14 protein-coding genes are annotated in these 20,093 nt (G+C 44.1%); 13 read left to right on the forward strand and 1 reads right to left on the reverse strand.

Annotation, left to right across the window (positions count from 1 at the left end):
• Nucleotides 1-138 precede the first annotated feature (138 nt).
• From M8998_RS00255 to M8998_RS00315, 13 genes are all read left to right on the forward strand, one after another.
• The gene (locus M8998_RS00255) at nucleotides 139-1,098 is read left to right on the forward strand and encodes a class II fructose-bisphosphate aldolase (protein WP_249989980.1); all 960 of its coding nucleotides are present in this window, start codon (nucleotides 139-141) and stop codon (nucleotides 1,096-1,098) included.
• A gap of 117 nt (nucleotides 1,099-1,215) precedes the next feature.
• A complete protein-coding gene (gene iolB, locus M8998_RS00260; RefSeq protein WP_249989981.1) occupies nucleotides 1,216-2,103 on the forward strand; it encodes a 5-deoxy-glucuronate isomerase in 888 nt (295 codons plus the stop codon).
• Nucleotides 2,104-2,106: 3 nt separating this feature from the next.
• Complete coding sequence (gene iolC, locus M8998_RS00265; RefSeq protein WP_249989982.1) at nucleotides 2,107-3,114, forward strand: 5-dehydro-2-deoxygluconokinase; 1,008 nt, start codon at nucleotides 2,107-2,109, stop codon at nucleotides 3,112-3,114.
• Between the two features lie 75 nt (nucleotides 3,115-3,189).
• The gene (gene iolD, locus M8998_RS00270; protein WP_249989983.1) at nucleotides 3,190-5,058 is read left to right on the forward strand and encodes a 3D-(3,5/4)-trihydroxycyclohexane-1,2-dione acylhydrolase (decyclizing); all 1,869 of its coding nucleotides are present in this window, start codon (nucleotides 3,190-3,192) and stop codon (nucleotides 5,056-5,058) included.
• A 9-nt stretch (nucleotides 5,059-5,067) separates the two neighbouring features.
• Nucleotides 5,068-6,648 carry a solute:sodium symporter family transporter gene (locus M8998_RS00275; protein WP_249989984.1) on the forward strand — a complete coding sequence of 527 codons (1,581 nt, stop codon included), beginning with the start codon at nucleotides 5,068-5,070 and terminating at the stop codon, nucleotides 6,646-6,648.
• A 12-nt stretch (nucleotides 6,649-6,660) separates the two neighbouring features.
• Nucleotides 6,661-8,136: a CoA-acylating methylmalonate-semialdehyde dehydrogenase gene (locus tag M8998_RS00280; RefSeq protein ID WP_249989985.1), complete on the forward strand. Its 1,476-nt coding sequence runs from the start codon at nucleotides 6,661-6,663 to the stop codon at nucleotides 8,134-8,136.
• A gap of 4 nt (nucleotides 8,137-8,140) precedes the next feature.
• The gene (locus tag M8998_RS00285) at nucleotides 8,141-9,046 is read left to right on the forward strand and encodes a TIM barrel protein (protein WP_249989986.1); all 906 of its coding nucleotides are present in this window, start codon (nucleotides 8,141-8,143) and stop codon (nucleotides 9,044-9,046) included.
• Nucleotides 9,047-9,057: 11 nt separating this feature from the next.
• A complete protein-coding gene (iolG, locus tag M8998_RS00290) occupies nucleotides 9,058-10,038 on the forward strand; it encodes an inositol 2-dehydrogenase (protein ID WP_249989987.1) in 981 nt (326 codons plus the stop codon).
• 243 nt (nucleotides 10,039-10,281) lie between these two features.
• Complete coding sequence (locus M8998_RS00295; RefSeq protein WP_349665638.1) at nucleotides 10,282-12,576, forward strand: ATP-dependent helicase; 2,295 nt, start codon at nucleotides 10,282-10,284, stop codon at nucleotides 12,574-12,576.
• A gap of 71 nt (nucleotides 12,577-12,647) precedes the next feature.
• Nucleotides 12,648-13,373 (forward strand): DUF4290 domain-containing protein, encoded by a 726-nt coding sequence (locus M8998_RS00300; RefSeq protein WP_249989988.1) that lies wholly within the window; start codon nucleotides 12,648-12,650, stop codon nucleotides 13,371-13,373.
• A gap of 69 nt (nucleotides 13,374-13,442) precedes the next feature.
• A complete protein-coding gene (gene murA / locus M8998_RS00305) occupies nucleotides 13,443-14,768 on the forward strand; it encodes a UDP-N-acetylglucosamine 1-carboxyvinyltransferase (protein WP_249989989.1) in 1,326 nt (441 codons plus the stop codon).
• Between the two features lie 83 nt (nucleotides 14,769-14,851).
• Complete coding sequence (locus tag M8998_RS00310; protein WP_249989990.1) at nucleotides 14,852-15,481, forward strand: YceI family protein; 630 nt, start codon at nucleotides 14,852-14,854, stop codon at nucleotides 15,479-15,481.
• Nucleotides 15,482-15,646: 165 nt separating this feature from the next.
• Nucleotides 15,647-16,843 (forward strand): phosphoglycerate kinase, encoded by a 1,197-nt coding sequence (locus M8998_RS00315; RefSeq protein ID WP_249989991.1) that lies wholly within the window; start codon nucleotides 15,647-15,649, stop codon nucleotides 16,841-16,843.
• Between the two features lie 94 nt (nucleotides 16,844-16,937).
• Here M8998_RS00315 and M8998_RS00320 read toward each other — a convergent pair whose 3' ends face one another.
• Nucleotides 16,938-19,772: a hypothetical protein gene (locus tag M8998_RS00320; RefSeq protein WP_249989992.1), complete on the reverse strand. Its 2,835-nt coding sequence runs from the start codon at nucleotides 19,770-19,772 to the stop codon at nucleotides 16,938-16,940.
• Between the last annotated feature and the right edge of the window lie 321 nt (nucleotides 19,773-20,093).

The raw sequence follows: 20,093 nt of genomic DNA on the forward strand, positions 1-20,093 counted from the left end.
TCGCTTGCTTACATTCGGAATAGTACGTTTAAACACACATATTCCCCCTTGTTGTTATGCAAACCTTTGCATGACTAATTTTGGAGGATCGCCTAATTTCCTGTTTACTTGTAATGTAAAACCAAGTAAATAAACCAGATGATTGTTTCTCCCAATGTATTGTTTAAGCATTGTTATGGCGATTATGCCATCGCGGCGATCAACGTATTTACGCTTGAGCAGGTGCTGGCGGTATTTCGTGCAGCAGAGCTCAGCGATTCACCGGTCATTATCCAAACAACGCCCGCTGCTCGGGATTATGCTACTGCGCAGTCGCTCCTGGCTATGATTTTGGCAACGGCAAAACAGCACCCTGACGTGGTGTATGCCCTACATCTGGATCACGGCAACGAGCTCCATATAGACTCCGCTTTGCAGGACGGCCGATACAATTCTGTCATGATCGACGCATCCCACGACCCATTCCCAGAAAATTGCAAGCGTACCAAAGCGGTGGTGGATGCAGCTCATCTGCAAGGCATTTTTGTAGAGGCAGAGCTTGGCGTATTGAGCGGCGTAGAGGATGATTTAATCGTTGATGTTTCTTTGTCCGCATATACCCAGCCGGAGCAAGCAGCTTCATTTGTGCAGCAGACAGGTTGTGATAGCTTGGCCGTTGCCGTGGGTACGAGCCACGGCGCTTATAAATTTAAGGGAGATCAGGGCATTCGCTTCGATGTCCTTGCTGCCATCCAACATGAATTGCCCAGCTTTCCACTTGTGCTGCACGGTGGATCTGCCGTTTCGGCTGCCGAAATCGAGCGGATCAATGCGGTAGGCGGCTCTCTATTACAAGACGCAAGAGGCGTTTCCGATCAGGAAATACGTCGGGCCATCGGGTTTGGAGTATGCAAAGTGAATGTGGCAACGGATCTACGCGTATTGTGGACACGTGTGCATCGCGAGTTTTTTGCTAATCAACCGCAGGTGTTCGATCCTGTAGCTCCAGGAAAGCTATACATCGATGCGCTTACCAAGTTTTGTATGGATAAATTTCAGTGTTTGAACTCCGTGGAGAAGGCCGCTTACTTCCGGGACGGCAAGCAAAGTAATCTATAGTAAGAAACGTATGTGATGATTTGTCGCTGGCGGCTGTGCCGCATAACGATGAATGTGTGTAAGCTAACCATCTATAACTAACCATCCTATAAAATAGATAAAGACAGAAATATACGTATGAAAAGATCGGAGAAGTATCCTTTGGTTGTAAATGCCGAGGATCAGCAGGAAAACTACCAATATATTACCCGGGAAGATGCCGGGTGGCAATACCTGAATTTTGGTGCGCGCCGCATGCTGGCTGGCGAAACATGGACAGTAGATACCTTGGAACAGGAGTATGCCATTATCTTACTGGGTGGAGATTACATCGTGGAAAGTGACTGCGGTTCCTGGAAAACAACAAACGGACGTCGCGACGTTTTTTCGGGTATGCCGCACGTATTGTATCTACCCCGTCGTACTAAGTTTACGCTTACAGCTAGTAGTACCGTACTTGATCTTGCATACGGTTGGTGTGAAACGGATAAAGATTTTGCGCCGGTGTTTAAGAAGCCGGAAGAGCTGGCTGTAGAGATTCGTGGGGGCGACAATGCAAGCCGACAAATAAATGACCTGTTGGGGCCGGGCTTTCCCTGCCATCGCTTGGTCGTCGTAGAGGTGTACACCCCCTCGGGGAATTGGAGTTCTTTTCCTGCCCACAAGCACGATGAACGCGTCGTCGATAAAGAAGGGGAGCTCTTGGAAGCTCGTTTGGAGGAAACGTATTTCTATAAAGTGGCCAAGCCACAGGGATATGCCATGCAACGAGTTTACACGAGTGATGGTTCTCTTGATGAGGTCGCAATAGCGCGAAACAACGATGTAGTGATGGTGCCTAGAGGCTACCATCCTGTGGTAGCTGGACATGGATATGATGTCTATTACCTAAATTTCTTGGCTGGATCTGACCAATCATTAGCGAACACACCTGACCCCGAACATGCTTGGATATTTGATACTTGGACAGGTATTGATGATCGACTCCCTTTGGTTTCTGCTATAATGAATACCCTAAAAAGATAAGATATGAAAAGATACGATGTTTTAACCGTTGGTCGTTCCTCCATTGATCTGTATTCGCAGAATATCGGAGCCGAATTTGTCGAAATAAAAGGATTTGATGCCTTTGTAGGCGGATCTCCATTGAATATTGCCACAGGCTGCGCACGACTTGGCTTAAAAACGGCCTTGCTGACAGGTGTAGGTTATGATAAAGTAGGTGATTTCATTTTAAACTTTTTGGAAAAGGAAGGCATAGAAACTGCTTTTATCCCACGCATTGCCCATGCGCGCAGCAGTGCCGTACTATTGGGCATACAGCCACCGGATACTTTTCCTTTGGTTTTTTATCGGAACAATGCTGCCGACTCGCAGATCAATATTGATCACGTGAATGCGATACCAATGAACGAGGTACGTTTACTGGAGATTTCGGGTACGGCATTGCACGTTGAACCTAGTCGCAGTGCTGTGTTTTTTGCGGTTGAGCGAGCGAATCAGACGGGCACAAATACGTTATTAGACATTGACTTTCGTGCCGATCAATGGGCTGACGTTCGTTCTTTTGGGATTATGACCCGTGCGCTCTTGCCCAAGATTGATATTGCCATCGGCACCGAAGAGGAATTGTTGGCAGCCATGTTAGAAGATGCTTCCCAAGTAACCATCGAGCACCAACAGATTTCTGCTCCCAGCATTTCCGGTGATATTGATCAAGCTATAGAGGGGGTATTGTCTTTGGGAGTGCAGATTCTGATCGTGAAGCGTGGGGCCAATGGAGTAAGCATCTATGAAGCCGGAAAGGAACGCGTTGACGTGCCCGGCTTTCCGGTGTTACCGTTGAACGTATTGGGGGCAGGTGATGCGTTCGCGTCAGGTTTTATCTACGGATACCTGCAAGGTTGGAGTTTGTACAAGTGCTGCAGGATGGGAAATGCAAGCGGAGCACAAGTAGTCTTGGAATCGGGTTGCGCCAATTTTATGCCCCGCCTGTCTCAATCGATGGCCTTTATTGAAAAGTATGGCGGCTTTTAGTAGCACCGCTATTTAACAAGCCTTCCATAGCATTACATATGCACACTTTCTAAATTATAAACTAAACATAAGCGGATGAAAAAGACGGTTACACTTACCGTCGCACAGGCGATTATCCAATATTTGGATCAACAATCGGTCGAGCGAGACGGTGAAATCAATAAATTTTTTGCAGGATGCTTTGGCATCTTTGGGCACGGCAATGTGGGTGGTATCGGACAGGCGCTGTCTGAATATCCAAACTTTCGTTACTACCAGTCACGGAATGAACAGGCGATGGTGCATGCCGCTGCGGCCTACGCCAGAATGAAAAATCGTATGGAGACCTTTGCTTGCACAGCATCTATCGGACCCGGTGCTACCAATATGCTCACTGCGGCTGCGTCAGCTACCATAAATCGCCTGCCAGTTTTACTGCTGCCTGGAGACACTTTTGCTACGCGCCATGTCGATCCAGCGCTGCAGCAGCTGGAATCATTTCATAGCGCAGATCTGTCCGTGAATGATTGTTTTCGTCCGGTTTCTCGTTTTTGGGATCGCATCACTCGACCCGAACAGGTCATTGCATCGCTTCCCCAAGTGTTACGTGTGCTCACGTCACCCGCTGAGACGGGAGCAGTGACGCTTTGTTTGCCACAGGATGTACAGACAGAATCTTTCGCTTTTCCGATCGAACTGTTTGAGCCGAAAACATGGTTTATCGCTCGGCCTTTGCCCGATACGACATTGCTGGATCGGGCCGTTGCCAAAATTCGTACCGCTAGAAAACCTTTGATTGTTGCCGGCGGTGGTGTCCTATATAGTGAGGCGAGTGCGGCACTTCAACGCTTTGTAGATCAAACGGGTATTCCGGTGGCGGAAACTTTTGCCGGAAAAGGCGCGCTGCGCTACGACCACCCCCAGGCGCTGGGCGCTGCGGGTGCTACGGGAACGGAGGGCGCAAATGTTTATGCAGCCGAGGCTGACCTGGTGATCGGAATAGGTACGCGATACAGCGATTTCACTACGGCTTCTAACACGGCTTTTCAAAATGATGCGGTAACCTTTATCAATATCAACATCACCGCATTTGATGCTTATAAACAATCCGCATTACCACTTGTCGGTGATGCTAGAGCTACCTTAGAAGCGCTGCTGCTCCGGCTGGAAGGCTACCAAGTGGATGCTGATTATCGCGCGCGTGCGCAATTTTTTAACGAACAATGGGATCAACGCGTGACAGCGGCCTATACGCCACTTGCAGCGGATAGTTTATCGCAAGCAGAGATCATCGGATTGGTCAACGAATATGCTGCTCCAGAAGATGTAGTACTCTGTGCCGCTGGTAGTTTACCGGGAGATCTGCACAAGCTGTGGCGTACACGAGATCCCAAAGGTTTCCATGTAGAGTATGGATATTCTTGTATGGGTTATGAGATCGCTGGTGGCCTAGGCGCAAAGATGGCAACCCCATCGCGAGAAGTTTATGTAATGGTGGGCGATGCCAGCTTTTTAATGTTGTCTGCTGATATAATAACCTCCATACAAGAAGGATACAAGCTTATTATTATCCTGATTAATAACCACGGCTACGCCAGTATTGGAGGGCTTTCCAGATCCCTGGGTATGGAAGGTTTTGGTACACAATATCGCGCTCGTAACAACGAGTCGGGTCAGTTAGACGGCGGATTACTACCAGTGAATCTAGCAGAAAATGCTCGCAGTTTAGGCGCTATCGTGTTGGAAGCGCATCGGCCGGACGACTTCGCGGAAGCGCTACAGGTTGCTAAAACAACAGATAGTACAACAGTGATCTATGTCGAGACCGCTGGCGAACGTAAAATGGCGGGCTATGGACATGCTTGGTGGGAGGTGCCGATCGCTTCCGTTGCCTACAATGCTAAGGTGTGCGAAGCGTATCAAAAAAATAGCGAACAGAAAGAGCGTCAGCGCTATCATCTCTAATACAGTATTATGATTACTGTTATTAGTTTTGTAGGTTTTACAGTTTTTGTAGGCATCTATGCCTGGTATCGACTGCGGAAGGATAACCTGTCGTCGCAGGACGGGTATTTTTTGGGAGGTAGGAGCTTGACGGGATCCGTTATTGCAGCGTCTATGATCATGTCCAATATCTCCACCGAGCATTTGGTAGGTATGAATGGCTCGGCCTATAGAAACGGCTTTATTATTATTGCTTGGGAGGTCACCTCGGCCTTGGCATTAATCCTGGCGGCCATATACTTTGTTCCAAAGTACTTGCGTATGGGAGTCGTCACGATCCCACAGTATCTGGATAGACGTTTCGACAAAGGTACAAGCTCACTTATTGCGCTGTTTTTGTTGGTCTCATTTGCCGTAACCTTGTTGCCGATTGTCCTCTACACCGGAGCGATCAATTTAGAAAGTATCTTCAATACATCAGAGCTTTTGGGTATAAGCAAAGCAAGTAGCCTATGGATCACGGTGGTAGTGGTCGGCGTACTCGGTGCGGCCTATGCGGTGATTGGAGGGCTAAAGGCCGTTGCGGTGTCAGATGTTATCTATGGTTACGGATTGTTGCTAGCTGGCCTCCTCATCCCAGTTCTCGCCCTGATTTATATTGGTGATGGGAATCCTTTGTTGGGAATGGAAAAGCTGTTCAGGCATAGTCCGGAAAAATTCAATGTTATTGGAGCAGAAGATTCGATATTACCCTTTAGTACGCTTTTCACCGGTTTGATGATCAACCAAATCTACTTTTGGTGCATGAATCAAACCATTATACAAAGAGTATTTGGTGCCAAAAATTTGGAGGAAGCACAGAAAGGGCTGTTGTACACGGGGATGTTAAAGATCCTGGTGCCTTTTATCATCGTACTGCCAGGAGTGATCGGTTATTACTATTTCAAGGACGAATTTTACGCAGATCAAGATTTGGTTTATCCTGCACTGGTGAAACGTATTCTGCCTGTCTCGTTATTGGGCTTGTTTGCGGCAATTATAGTCGGGGCGGTGTTAAGTACTTTTAATGCCGTTTTGAACAGCGCATCCACGATTTTTAGCATTGATGTTTACAAGCGCCTGATCAATAAAAAGGCAGACGATCGCACCTTGGTGCGTATGGGACGCCTTGCTGCGAGCATCTTGGCGGTGAGTTCTATTATTGCGGCCCCCTTCGTCGCTCGTGCTCCTAACGGTTTGTACCAACTTCTGCAGGAGCTAAACGGTATATTTTTTATTCCCATTGCTTCCATTATGTTGGGTGGATTTTTCTTTCCACGCATCTCCGCGCCAGCGGCAAAGGCAGCGATGTGTATAGGCTTACTATTCTATGTGTCTTGTACATTCATTTTTAAAGTGAATATCCATTTCGTTCACCTCTGGGGAATTGAGTTTTTGTTGAACATGGGCGTCATGTTCGCGGTATCTTATTTTTACCCACGGCCAGTGGTGTCAGAGACTTTGGAAAATGAGGCACCGATACCGATGCTTGCCTGGCGTTATGCAAAGCCCTTTGGCTTGGCGCTGCTGCTCGTAACGTTGGCTATCTATATATTATTAGGAAACGTTTAAAATTAAATAAAAATGGAAATATTAAAGAATTATGTAAATGCAGGCTGGGTGCAAAGTGCTGAATCGGAGTCTATTACTGTGATTAATCCAGCAACACAGGAACGTTTAGCTGCTGTTCCCTATGGTCCTGCTACAGGTATTGACGTTGACCAAGCTGTTAAGGCCGCTGCATCAGCGGCCGCATCTTGGGCTGAAACGCCGGTTATGCAACGTGTACAGCCACTTTTTCGTCTCAAGACGCTTTTGGAAAATCACCTGCACGAACTTGCAGAAACCATTACCCAAGAATCGGGAAAAACCAAAGCGGAAGCTTTGGGCGAAATGCAGCGTGCGATTGAAAATGTGGAAACCGCCTGTGCCACACCGCTGTTGATGCAAAGTGAGTTTTCCGAGAACATCGCCCGTGGGGTGGATGAGTTTGTTATTCGGCAACCACTGGGGGTATGTGTATGTATTGCGCCATTTAATTTTCCGGGGATGATTCCTTTCTGGTTTCTACCTTATGCCATCGCCTGCGGAAATACATTTGTCCTGAAGCCATCTGAAAAAGTACCGTTGACGATGCAAAAGGTCGTGCAGCTTATGGAGCAGATAGGCTTGCCTAAAGGCGTGGTCAACCTCGTGCATGGTGGTAAAGAAACGGTGGATGCCTTGTTGGAGCACCCTTTAGTAAAAGCGGTAAGCTTTGTCGGATCTACCCAGGTAGCACGTTATGTATATGCCAAAGGCGCACAGCATGGCAAACGTGTGCAGGCTCAAGGTGGAGCCAAAAATCCTGTCGTGGTGCTTCCAGATGCCGATTTGGATACCACAGCGCGTATCATTACGGATAGCGTGTATGGCTGTGCTGGACAGCGGTGCCTTGCAGCCTCTAATATTGTGCTTGTCGACGACCAGCAGGGGCGTGTGAAAGAGGCGCTGTATGAAGCTGCGAAGAGTAGGGTTACCGGCTACGGACTGGATGAACAGGTGGACATGGGTCCTGTGATTTCAACGGAAAGCAAAGCACGTATTGAAAATCTTATTGCGCTAGGGAAACAGGAAGGCGCTGCGTTGCTGCTGGATGGTCGTCAGGCGAGTATCGATGGATTTGAACAAGGGAATTTTTTGAAACCCACTATTCTTGCCGACGTCCCATTAGATGGAAAGCTTATCAAAACTGAAATATTCGGGCCAGTTATGAGTTTGATCAACCTTCCAACGGTTGATGAAGCCATTGCTTTCGTTAACAAAAACCAGTACGGCAATATGGCCTGTTTGTTCACGAGTAGCGGCGCACACGCGCGGAAGTTCAGAAGTGAAGCAAATGCCGGAAACATCGGAATCAACATAGGTGTGGCCGCACCGATGGCGCAATTTCCTTTTAGCGGATGGAACGACAGCTTCTTTGGCGACCTCCATGGACAGGGGCGTCATGCCATCGAGTTTTTTACACAGACGAAAGTTGTTATTGAACGTTGGCCGAAAGAATGGTCTAGAAAATTTTAAATCGATGGAAAAGATAAGAATTGCGAATGCGCCATGTTCGTGGGGTGTTTTAGAATTTGACTTTGAAGCCAAGGAACCGGAATATGAGCAGGTACTTCGTGAAATCCAAGAAACCGGTTATATCGGTACAGAATTGGGTGACTGGGGTTTTATGCCGACAGATCCTAACGCCCTGCGCGCCGCAATAAACGCACATGAACTAGAGCTTGTTGGTGCTTTTGTTCCAGTCGCGTTGGCCGTTGCAGATGCGCACGAACCAGGAAAGAATGCAGCGCTCCGCGTGGCCAAGTTGCTAAAGGAAGCTGGCTATGACGACGCATTCATTGTATTGGCCGATGATAACGGTAGTGTTACCGAACGTACACAACACGCGGGACGTATTGTGGAGGCACAGGGTTTAACGGACGAACAATGGCAGGTATTTGCACAAGGCGCAGAGGCCATTGCCAATGCAGTAAGGGAAAGCTATGGCCTTCGCACGGTATTTCATCACCATGGTGCTGGCTACGTAGAGACAGTAAATGAAGTGGAGACCTTCTTGAAACTGACTGATCCCAGCAGTATTGGGCTGTGTTTTGACACTGGACACTATGCATTGGGCGGTGGAAATCCAATAAAAGGATTGCAAAAATATATCGATCGCATATGGCATGTACATTTCAAGGATTTTGATCCCTCGGTAGCGGCAAGGTTGAAGGATCATCGATGGGATTATTTTGATGCAGTGCGTCATGGTATTTTTTGTGAGCTGGGTAAAGGAAATGTAGACTTTCATGCAGCATTTGAAATTTTGGAACAAAGCGGATATGAGGGCTGGATTGTGGTGGAGCAGGATGTGTTGCCGGGCATGGGAAGACCGAAGGTGTATGCAGCAAAAAATAGGGCGTATTTACAAAGATTAGGAATCTAAACAGAAAAGTTATGAAGCTCAAAATAGGTATTATCGGCTTTGGCCGAATCGGCAAAATACACTACAACAATATTGCACAACAAATAGAGGATGCGCAGGTACTGCTACTTGCGGATGTAAATCAGGACGGATTGCCGCAAGAGGTAACGCTTACAGACGTAGACAGCTTGATCGACAGTCCTGATATCGATGCGGTGGTGATTTGTTCGCCAACCGATACGCATGCCGATTATGTCGAACGGTGTGCACGTGCTGGTAAACATGTTTTCTGTGAAAAACCCTTGGATCTTTCCTTGGATCGTATTGAAAAAACACTGGCGGTACTAGAAGAAACGGATATTAAGTTGATGCTTGGATTCAACAGACGGTTTGATCCTAATTTCCTAAAGCTGCGTAGCTTGGTGCAAGATGGAAAGGTTGGCGATTTACAGATTGTCAAAATTACCAGTAGAGATCCCGGGCCGCCGCCCTTGACTTACTTGCAAAGCTCGGGAGGTATGTTTTTAGATATGAGCATTCATGATTTTGACATGGCGCGGTATATGATGGGCAAAAGGGTGGTGCAGGTCTATGCAGAGGCCTCCACCTTAACCGGCGGCGACGTGGAAGTTGCTGGCGACATTGATACGGCGGTGATCACGCTACGTTTTGAAGATGGTGCATTAGCTGTGATTGATAATAGCCGTAAAGCCATTTATGGCTATGATCAGCGTATGGAAGTATTTGGTTCCAAAGGAATGGCCAAAGTGGAAAACAATGCTCCGGATACGCATCTTTATTATGGAAAGAACATGGTAGAGGCGTCTTTACCTTTAAATTTCTTTATGGATCGCTACACAGACTCTTATTTAGCAGAAATGCGTGCATTCGTGCGCGCCTGTATTGATGATACGCCTGTTCCGGTAGGGGCGGTAGATGGCAAGGAGGCTGCAAAGATTGCCGTTGCGGCTATACGTTCTGTTCGCGAAAGAAAACCAGTTCAGATCGATTAACAATAATATGCACCGCCGAAATCTGTTTTTGGCGGTGCATATTTCAGCAGTGTTTTATGATCAATAATTTCAAATAACGGAAGCCATTCCCACCTCATTAAGCCAAATTTAACGCTATTTGATATAGGTTTCTAATTTGGGTTCAATAGACCGATATAAAGTTCGTAAATTTGAAAGATGTTTCGAGATCGGATGACTAAATCACGAAATAGGATGTAAATAATTTGTGAACAGAAAATTAAGGTGCATAATTCATTGAATAATAGTAATATAGGAGATTATTTAGCCGGGCTCAACCCCTCCCAACGTGGTGCGGTAGAACAAATTCAAGGCCCGGTAATGATTGTAGCGGGAGCCGGATCTGGAAAAACGCGTGTCATTACGTATCGCGTAGCCCATTTGATTCGCCAAGGAGTAGATCCATTCAATATTTTGGTGTTGACTTTTACCAATAAGGCTGCAAAAGAGATGCGAGAGCGGATCATGAAAGTAGTAGGGTCGGAAGCAAAGAATATTTGGATGGGTACCTTTCACTCTGTCTTCGCACGAATCTTGCGTTCGGAAGCTGAGTTGATTGGCTATCCACGCAATTTTACGATTTATGATACAGATGATACGAAGAGTTTGCTTCGCGCGATATTGCGAGAGATGAATCTCGACGATAAGCTATATAATGTAAATCATGTGTACGGACGGATTTCTTCGGCCAAGAATAATTTGATTTCTCCTCAGGAATATAATAAAAATGAGGCCATTATGGCCGAAGATCGTGCTAATGGTCGCCCGCAATTGGGAGAAATCTACATGACCTACGCGCAACGATGTTACCGTGCAGGAGCGATGGATTTTGATGATTTGTTGTTCAAAACCAATGTTTTGCTCAATAAACATCCAGATACATTGCACAAATATCAGCATCAGTTCAAATACCTCATGGTGGATGAGTATCAGGATACCAACTTTTCGCAATACCTTATTGTGAAGCGTTTGGCTGCGGTGCACGAAAATATCTGTGTGGTAGGAGATGATGCGCAAAGTATTTATGCATTTCGAGGAGCGAATATTCAAAACATCCTAAATTTTCAGAAAGATTATCCTGATGTAAAGGTATTCAAATTGGAACAGAACTATCGTTCTACCAAGATGATCGTGAATGCGGCTAACAGTATTATTGCCAACAATAAGAACCAGTTAGAGAAAAATGTCTTTTCTGATAACGAGGATGGCGAAAAAATTAAGGTTAATCGTGCTTTCTCGGACAATGAAGAAGGGAAAATCGTCGCCGAAGCTATCACGCAGGAAAAGGCATTAAAAAGCTTACGTTATAAGGATTTTGCCATTCTGTATCGTACCAACGCGCAATCCCGTTCGTTGGAAGAAGCCTTACGTAAGCTCAATGTTCCTTATAAACTGTATGGCGGAACCTCCTTCTACCAACGGAAGGAAATCAAGGATTTGATCTCCTATTTCAGACTCACTTTCAACCCAAATGATGAGGAAGCACTGAAGCGCGTGATCAATTATCCACGCCGAGGAATTGGCGATACCACCATTGAAAAGCTTATGGTCGCGGCGGATCAGAATAATTATCGACTTTGGGATGTCTTAGCAAATGCTGGTAGTATTCTTGATGGGCGAAGTGCCACGGCTGTCGTGAATTTTGCGACCATGATCCAAAGTTTTCAAGCTACAGCAAAAAATCATTCTGCTTTCGATACGGCAATGCATATCGCACAGCACTCCGGGATTCTGAAGAGCTTGTATGAAGATAAGTCCGTCGAAGGGTTGAGCCGGTATGAAAATATTCAGGAATTGCTCAACGGTATTAAAGAATTTTCTGAAAGAGAGGATTTGGAAGAGAAAGGCTTGGATATCTTTTTGCAGGATGTGGCTTTGCTAACCAATGACGACAAAGACAAAGATCCAAATGCGGATACGGTTTCGCTGATGACGATACATGCATCGAAGGGATTGGAGTTTAATTCTGTGTTTATCGTAGGTATGGAAGAAAACCTTTTTCCATCTCAACTGTCTCTAAACTCAAGATCCGAATTAGAAGAAGAGCGCCGACTATTTTATGTGGCCGTGACGCGTGCAGAGAAGAAGTTACATATTTCTTATGCCACATCGCGCTATCGCTGGGGTTCTTTAAATAACTGTGAGCCGAGTCGGTTTTTGGATGAATTGGCTCCGGCCTGCCTAGAGTTAGATTTTAAACCAAGAGTTCCTGCGCAGCAGGAGGGAGGTTTTCAATCCGAGCGCATGGCCTGGCAAAGAGAAGAGTCATTTAGCAAGCCGAAGCCTAAAGTGGTTAAAACGACTTCAATTTTGCCTAAAGCCCATGTGCCGACGGCAGGATTTGCACCATCGGATACGAGCGGGCTACAAGTAGGTATGGAAGTGGAGCATGAGCGATTCGGTTTTGGTAAAGTAGTTAATCTAGAGGGTAACAAGCCCGACATAAAAGCAACTATTTTTTTCAAAGAGTTGGGACAGAAGCAATTGTTGCTTAAATTTGCTAAGCTTAGAATTGTATAGAAAAGCACAATTAAAACAATTACAGAACGTCATTAACTTCATAATCAGGCGTTTGCATATAAAATAACACTATGAATTTTGATTATAATAGTACTCGGTCGCACTTGATTTTGGCCGAATATGGCCGTAATGTGCAAAATATGGTCGATTATATCTGTACCATAGACGACCGCGAAGAGCGTAACCGTCTGGCTCAGGTAGTGATCGATATGATGGGAGTTTTGAATCCGCATTTGCGTGATGTGTCTGATTTTAAACATAAGCTTTGGGATCACCTATATATCATTTCTGATTTTAAGATTGATGTAGATTCTCCGTACCCTATTCCGGATCGAGATGATATCAGACATAAACCAGAAACGCTCCCATATCCGCAAAAACGCATTCGTTACAAGCACTATGGCCGCACGGTAGAAGATATGATTAGCAAAGCGATCGCACAGCCAGAGCCAGAGTATACCGAGCGTATGGCGCTTTCTATTGCGAACTTTATGAAGATGGCCTATCTTTCTTGGAATAAAGATTCTGTGTCGGATGAACATATTATTCAGGATTTGAAAGAGCTATCCAAAGGTGTGTTAGTATTACCCGCCGATACAGTGCTTACCAAGTTAGATTTCAAATCTGCGCCTCCAGGAAGTCGCACAAAATCTACCATGACCAACCAGCAGAGTAGCCATCAGAAGAATGCCGGTTCAGGCAAGAAGCCCATGATGAAGAAAAAGGTGGGTGGGTACAGCAACAATAACAATAACAAGAACAACAATTTTAACAACAACAGAAAGAAATTTCAATAAATTGTAAGTAACAGAAGAGGTAGATCACGATCTACCTCTTCTGTTACCTCAATGGAATGCTATATACCTATGAATGCGTTTGAAATACGTGGCGGTAAGCCATTAAGTGGAGAGATTATTCCACAGGGAGCCAAGAATGAAGCATTGCAGATAATTTCTGCCGTATTATTGTCTTCTGAAAAGATCACCATCAGCAATATCCCCGATATTAAAGATGTCAATAAATTAATAGATCTGCTGGCAGCGCTAGGCGTTTCTGTCAACCGCCTAAACGATGATACGTACGAGTTTGAGGCAAAGGATATCAACATCGATTATTTCCAGTCCGAAGAATTTAAGAAAAAAGGGGGCAGCTTACGCGGATCGATTATGATCGTAGGACCATTATTGGCTCGCTTCGGTAAAGCCGCAATTCCAAAACCAGGAGGGGACAAAATTGGCCGTAGAAGGCTTGATACGCACTTTTTGGGCTTTGAAAAATTGGGAGCTAAATTTACGTACGATGCTGAAAAGCACTTCTTTAATGTAGATGCTACCCAATTGCAGGGCACTTACATCCTGATGGATGAAGCATCGGTAACCGGAACGGCAAACATTGTGATGGCAGCCGTATTAGCTAAAGGTACGACGACAATCTACAATGCAGCTTGCGAACCCTACTTGCAACAATTGTGTAAAATGTTGAACCGTATGGGGGCTAATATCTCCGGTATCGGCTCTAACTTGCTGACAATCGAAGGTGTAGAAAAATTGGGTGGTACGACACATAGGATGCTGCCAGATATGATCGAAATCGGATCATTTATCGGACTAGCTGCGATGACCGGCTCCGAAATAACCATCAAAGATGTTTGTTTTCAGGAGTTAGGCATTATTCCTTCTGTATTTGCTCGATTGGGAATAAAATTTGAACTTCGTGGAGACGATATTTACATACCTGCTCAAAATAGCTACGAAATAGATACGTTCATCGACGGATCTATCTTGACCATTTCGGACGCGCCATGGCCTGGTTTTACACCAGACTTACTGAGTATTGTATTAGTTACCGCTATACAAGCTAAAGGAAATGTACTCATTCATCAAAAGATGTTCGAAAGCCGTTTGTTTTTCGTAGACAAGCTGATTGATATGGGTGCGCAGATTATCTTATGCGATCCACACCGTGCTACGGTAATAGGCTTAAATAAGCAAAATACCTTGCGTGGAATTGAGATGACTTCGCCAGATATTCGAGCTGGGGTTTCGCTTTTAATTGCCGCATTGTCTGCGCAAGGCACCTCTGTTATTCATAATATAGAACAAATTGAACGAGGTTATCAGCATATTGAAAAACGCTTAAAAGCACTGGGTGCAGATATTCGTCGTGTAGAAGCCTCACCACAAGGTCATTAGATGTTTTTGATTTTTTTTACTTATTGCAGAATACTTTATATCTTTGTTGCAAATTAGATGTTTAAACATTAAATAGATCAATCATGAAAAGAATGACAGTAGTAGCGGCAGCAGCTGCATTAATTTTGTCGGCATGTGCTGGCAATCCAGAAGGTAAAAAAGCAGATACAGCAGATGCTGTTGAAGCGGGCGAATCAGTAGGAACAGCATACGATGTAGATACTACGCATTCATCATTAGTATGGAAAGGTACTAAAGTAACTGGTGCTCACGAAGGTACAGTAGACATCAAATCTGGCTCTCTATTAGTAGATAACGAAGCGGTTACTGGTGGTAACTTTGTGTTGGATATGAACACCATCAGCTCAACTGACTTAGAAGGCGAGTACAAAAACAACTTGGATGGTCACTTGAAAAACGAAGATTTCTTTAATGTTACAGCTCACCCAGAAGCTACATTCCAGATCACAGAAGTGCGTGAAGGAGCATCAGCAAATCAAGTAATTATTTCTGGTAACTTAACGATCAAAGGTATTTCTAAAAATATCACTTTCGACGCAAATGTAGAAGAGATCACCGAAACAACTGTAAAAGTGAATGCTGATTTCAACATCACACGTGCAGATTGGGGAGTTAACTACACAGGTAAAGAAGATGATTTGATTTCTAAAGAAATCAACTTCAAAGTGAAATTAGTCGCAAACAAAGCCTAACACATACAGGTAGTCCTATAAATACGGGACTATTTATAAAAACCTACAGAAATATTTTCTGTAGGTTTTTTTATGCCGTAAAATGCGGTTTACTTTTTAAATTAACAGATCTTAAGCTTTTAAAAGAGGTGCTTTTTTGTATATTTAGGCCTTAAAGTTTGAACTATGAAAACTATTGATGATTTAAATTTTTCGGGTAAAAAAGCGCTTATTCGTGTGGATTTCAACGTGCCATTGGATGACGATTTCAATATAACCGATGATAATCGTATACAAGGTGCTGTGCCGACCATACAAAAGATCTTGAAAGATGGTGGGTCAGTTATCCTGATGTCTCATCTCGGTAGACCAAAAGATGGTCCTGTAGAGAAATACTCTTTGAAGCATATTGTAAAACACCTTTCGAAAGTACTGGGTGTAGAGGTGCAATTTGCTAACGACTGTATCGGTAGTGAGGCTACAGATAAAGCTGCTTCTTTGAAAGCGGGTGAAGTATTACTGTTAGAAAACCTTCGTTTCTATAAAGAAGAAGAGAAAGGCGATCAGGATTTTGCAAAAAAATTGGCTGCCTTAGGAGATGTATATGTAAATGATGCATTCGGAACGGCACACCGCGCACATGCTTCCACCGCTGTGATCGCAGAAAACTTTCCAAAGAATAAATTCGTTGGTTACCTAATGGCCAAAGAAATTGAAAATGCCGAAAAGGTAATGAACCACCCAACAAGACCGTTTACCGCCATCATGGGTGGTGCGAAGGTTTCTGATAAATTGGAGCTCATTGAAGCCTTGTTGGATAAAGTGGACAACCTTATTATCGGTGGCGGAATGGCCTACACTTTCGTGAAAGCACGTGGTGGCGAGATTGGTAAGTCACTGGTAGAGTTAGATAAACTGGATTTGGCAAATGCTTTGGTGAAGAAAGCAGAAGAAAAAAACGTGAATCTCGTATTGCCTACTGATGCACAGATTGCTGATCGATTCGCCAATGATGCAGAAGTATACAATGGTGCAAACGATGCTATTCCTGCTGATAAGCAAGGTTTGGATATCGGTTCAGAATCGGGTGAGCATTTTGCCGAGGTGATTAGTGCTTCGAATACACTGCTATGGAATGGTCCAATGGGTGTGTTTGAAATGGATACCTTCGCAAAAGGTACGCGCGTGGTGGCAGATGCGGTGGTAAAAGCTACCGAAAGAGGTGCATTTTCACTAATTGGTGGTGGTGATTCTGCTGCTGCGGTTTCTAAATTTGGTATGACCGAGCATGTGAGTTACGTAAGTACCGGTGGCGGCGCTTTATTAGAATACATGGAAGGCAAAACGCTACCTGGTGTTAAAGCGATCTCCGAAGGAGAATAAATTGTAAAAACACATTTTATTATACATAAAAAAGGTTCATTCGATTTTTTCGGATGAACCTTTTTTGTGCTAAGGAATATCGCTAATGCGGAAATTAATAGGTGTAACTAAAGTTGAATACAGGAACGACGCGTTGCGAAGCGCGATTGTCGTTGATGTAAATGCCTTGTACTCCTATATTTATATCAGGCAAAACGTAGCGTAAGAAATTGACATCAGCGGATAGGCCTAAGCCGAATGTCTTCGGAGCCAATCCTGAGTCTTGTATATTTTGATAATCAGAAAAAAGGCGTGCCTGAATGCGTTTTACATAAACCAGTGGTCCTACAGTCCAATCCGGATAAGCGATCGGCAATCGGTACGATAGCAATACCGTGTTGTCCACTCTAGGAGATGGGAAATACCCAAAACCGCTGACTACCGGGATGTCATTGTTGAATAAATAGGAGCCTGTTTTATGCTGAAAGCTCATTCGTATTTGCAGACCATGATTCAGCATCAATCCCGGGAGGAAGAAGCCTGTTCTAATCGAAAAAATCTGCCCATCTATGGCCTCAGCGGCAAAAGGTAAATGTCGATATGTTATATTGAAATTTTGGCCCCACCGGGGCTGCAAATCCATCACACTGCGTCGCATGTTACGGTTGAAATAAGCTTGGTAATTCAATGGAAATGCAATCTCTTCATTAAAATTATTGAGTTGCATATTCACATCGTATCGCTTAAGATAGGAGCTGCCTAAATTTACACCGTAGCTATAGATCATATGCTGCCTAAATATGGAGAATGGTATTTGTACATTCGCTGCATAATAATGTTCTCTCCAATCAAATTGCGCGTAAGTATCATCCGGTAGTCGCGCTTGGCCAATCTGTCCCCTGTTTTCGTAGCGAAGGGTGAATCTTGGATAGTATTTGGCATAGGTGAGGTCGGCGCTGTAGATACTTTTGCGGATATCTGTATCATATTCATAACCCAAAGTAATCTGTGAGGTGTTTAAGAGATCGTTGGCCAACCAAAATAAGCCTGGTCTAAAGTTATCAAGACTTTCAAAATTATTGCTACTAATCGATAAGCTATGGAAGTTGAAGAGGCTTGAGATGGTATGGTAGGGCCGACTAAGGGCGGTATCTAATGCTAATTTCGGCAAAGAAATACTGTTTAAGTCTTTCTGTCCTGTATCATCTTGGTCATAAAGCACATTTTTAATAGAGGATGCAGAGACCACCTGCATGTCGATTATAGGCTGCATTACGATCTGCTGGCCATCTGGTGTGTACTCATTAAAGATCACCGAATCAGAAGGCATCATGGAAGGATTAAATGCGCCGTATAGTGCATTCGTCAGCTGTTGAATAGATTTTGTGCCACTATCCCAACGATATATATTATCAATACCATTGTAGTGTGCTTTGTAAATAATATCGTCTCCAGCATATATAGGACGTTCTAAATGCTGTTGATCCCAGGGTAAAATTGGTGCATATTGGTTGTTTACGGTGTTAAATTCGAATAAGGTAGTGCCGAGATCGGAGACCGCAATACAAACGATCTTTTGGCCACTGCTGTGGTATTGCGGTTGCTGAATATGTATTCCTTCTGGTAGTAAGAATTCTTCGGCAACAGATTTAGCCGCAATATCGTATATCAATATACTGCTTCGGCCTGCCGGGTCAAGGCGTATTGCGGCCAATTTACTGTTGTCCGGAGATAATACCGGAGTGTACACAAAGTCGGGTAAATAGAGTGTCTCTCTGCGTTTGGTTTGCCAATCCATCAAATGGATCACTTGAAAAGTGTTTTTTCCATACCGTGCGTTTTTACGAACTTCATCCCACACCATCATCCCATTGTTAATGTGATAATAGGGCATTAGTTGCTGCCCTGTGTAGGCAATATGTTGTGCTTTTCCATCCATAATGGACACGATCTGCGGTATTTTTTGTGGTCCTTGAAATAAAGCAAAGAGCTTTCCGTCGTCATATTGAGGGAGTACATAGTTTTGAGGGTAACGACTAGAGGGTACTGCCAGATGGTTCATCATTTCTTTTCCTTCGGCCTCTTGAGTCCAAATATTCCCGATAGAATCTATAGCGCTTTGGTATAATCTTCTGCTATTATAAGTACGCGTCTGTCCGTGCAATGCTTTATAAAAGTTAAAAGGCCTGAATAGATTCCGTCGCATTTCTTCCAACATGGTTTCTCTGATTTCATAGCCAAACTGATTGGTCAGGTGTACATTCATGAGGTACCCAGTAAGGTAAAAATTGGGCGTGATATCTTTGAAAGAGCCTAGTATGTTTTTGTCAAAAGTATAGGATCTGCCACTAACTTCATTGGCACGAAGTGGCATAAACCAAGCGGGCATCCGCCCGCGCCCGCCCGTAGAAAATTGGGTTTCTGTTGCTACTGCATCTCCTTCAAAATACCATGCTGGGAGATGTAAGCCAAACAAGGCAAAGGCAAATTGTTCCAAAAATGGCGCCGTAAATCTACCTGTCAATTTGTCCATTTGTGCCACATGTCGTAGTTCGTGCTGGGCTAGGTTTTGCAACCATTCTACGTTACTCGCTACACCACTCGGTAGGGGGAAGAACTCAGTTTTGCGTGGTGCAAGTTGTACAAATCCATTTTGCAATATATGATTGGCATGTAGAATCACTGGGATATTTTTGGGATTCGTACCCAAATCTGCGTTTGCATAATGGCGCATAGTATCTAGATCATGCGATAGGAGAGAAGCCTGCCGACGGTAGGTCTTTGGAAAAATAATACGATGATGACGCAAATTAAACTGCTCCCATTTAATACGCGGATCCACCTGTTCGTTGTCAATAATCTGACCAATTGTATTATGTGAATTGATTATATATATTAATACAGTTAAAATCTTGATTAAGAAGTTTTTATAATTCAATATTTTGTTCATTTACGCATAAAGCTAAATTTGTTAGTAATGTTTTTTGTCTTTGTATTTATAAATTATTGATATATATTATGTATATATCTGATTTTATGATAAATATATATATTTTTAAAGGTGTTTAATTGCCGTTAAATATTGCTTAATATCTTCATTATTGGCCAGTATGTGGTTATTATTATTACAGGTTAAAGCTAAACTATTTCTGGATAAAATCCATGCATGCTGCTTATTAAACTATAAAAAAATGTTTCATGAATTTGGGGAATTCGTTACTTTCCTTACTGTCCGATTTGCTGATGTTACCTGCTTCTGTATTTTTTATTT

This window comes from Sphingobacterium sp. lm-10, assembly GCF_023554555.1.
In the GTDB taxonomy this organism is placed as follows: Bacteria; Bacteroidota; Bacteroidia; order Sphingobacteriales; family Sphingobacteriaceae; genus Sphingobacterium.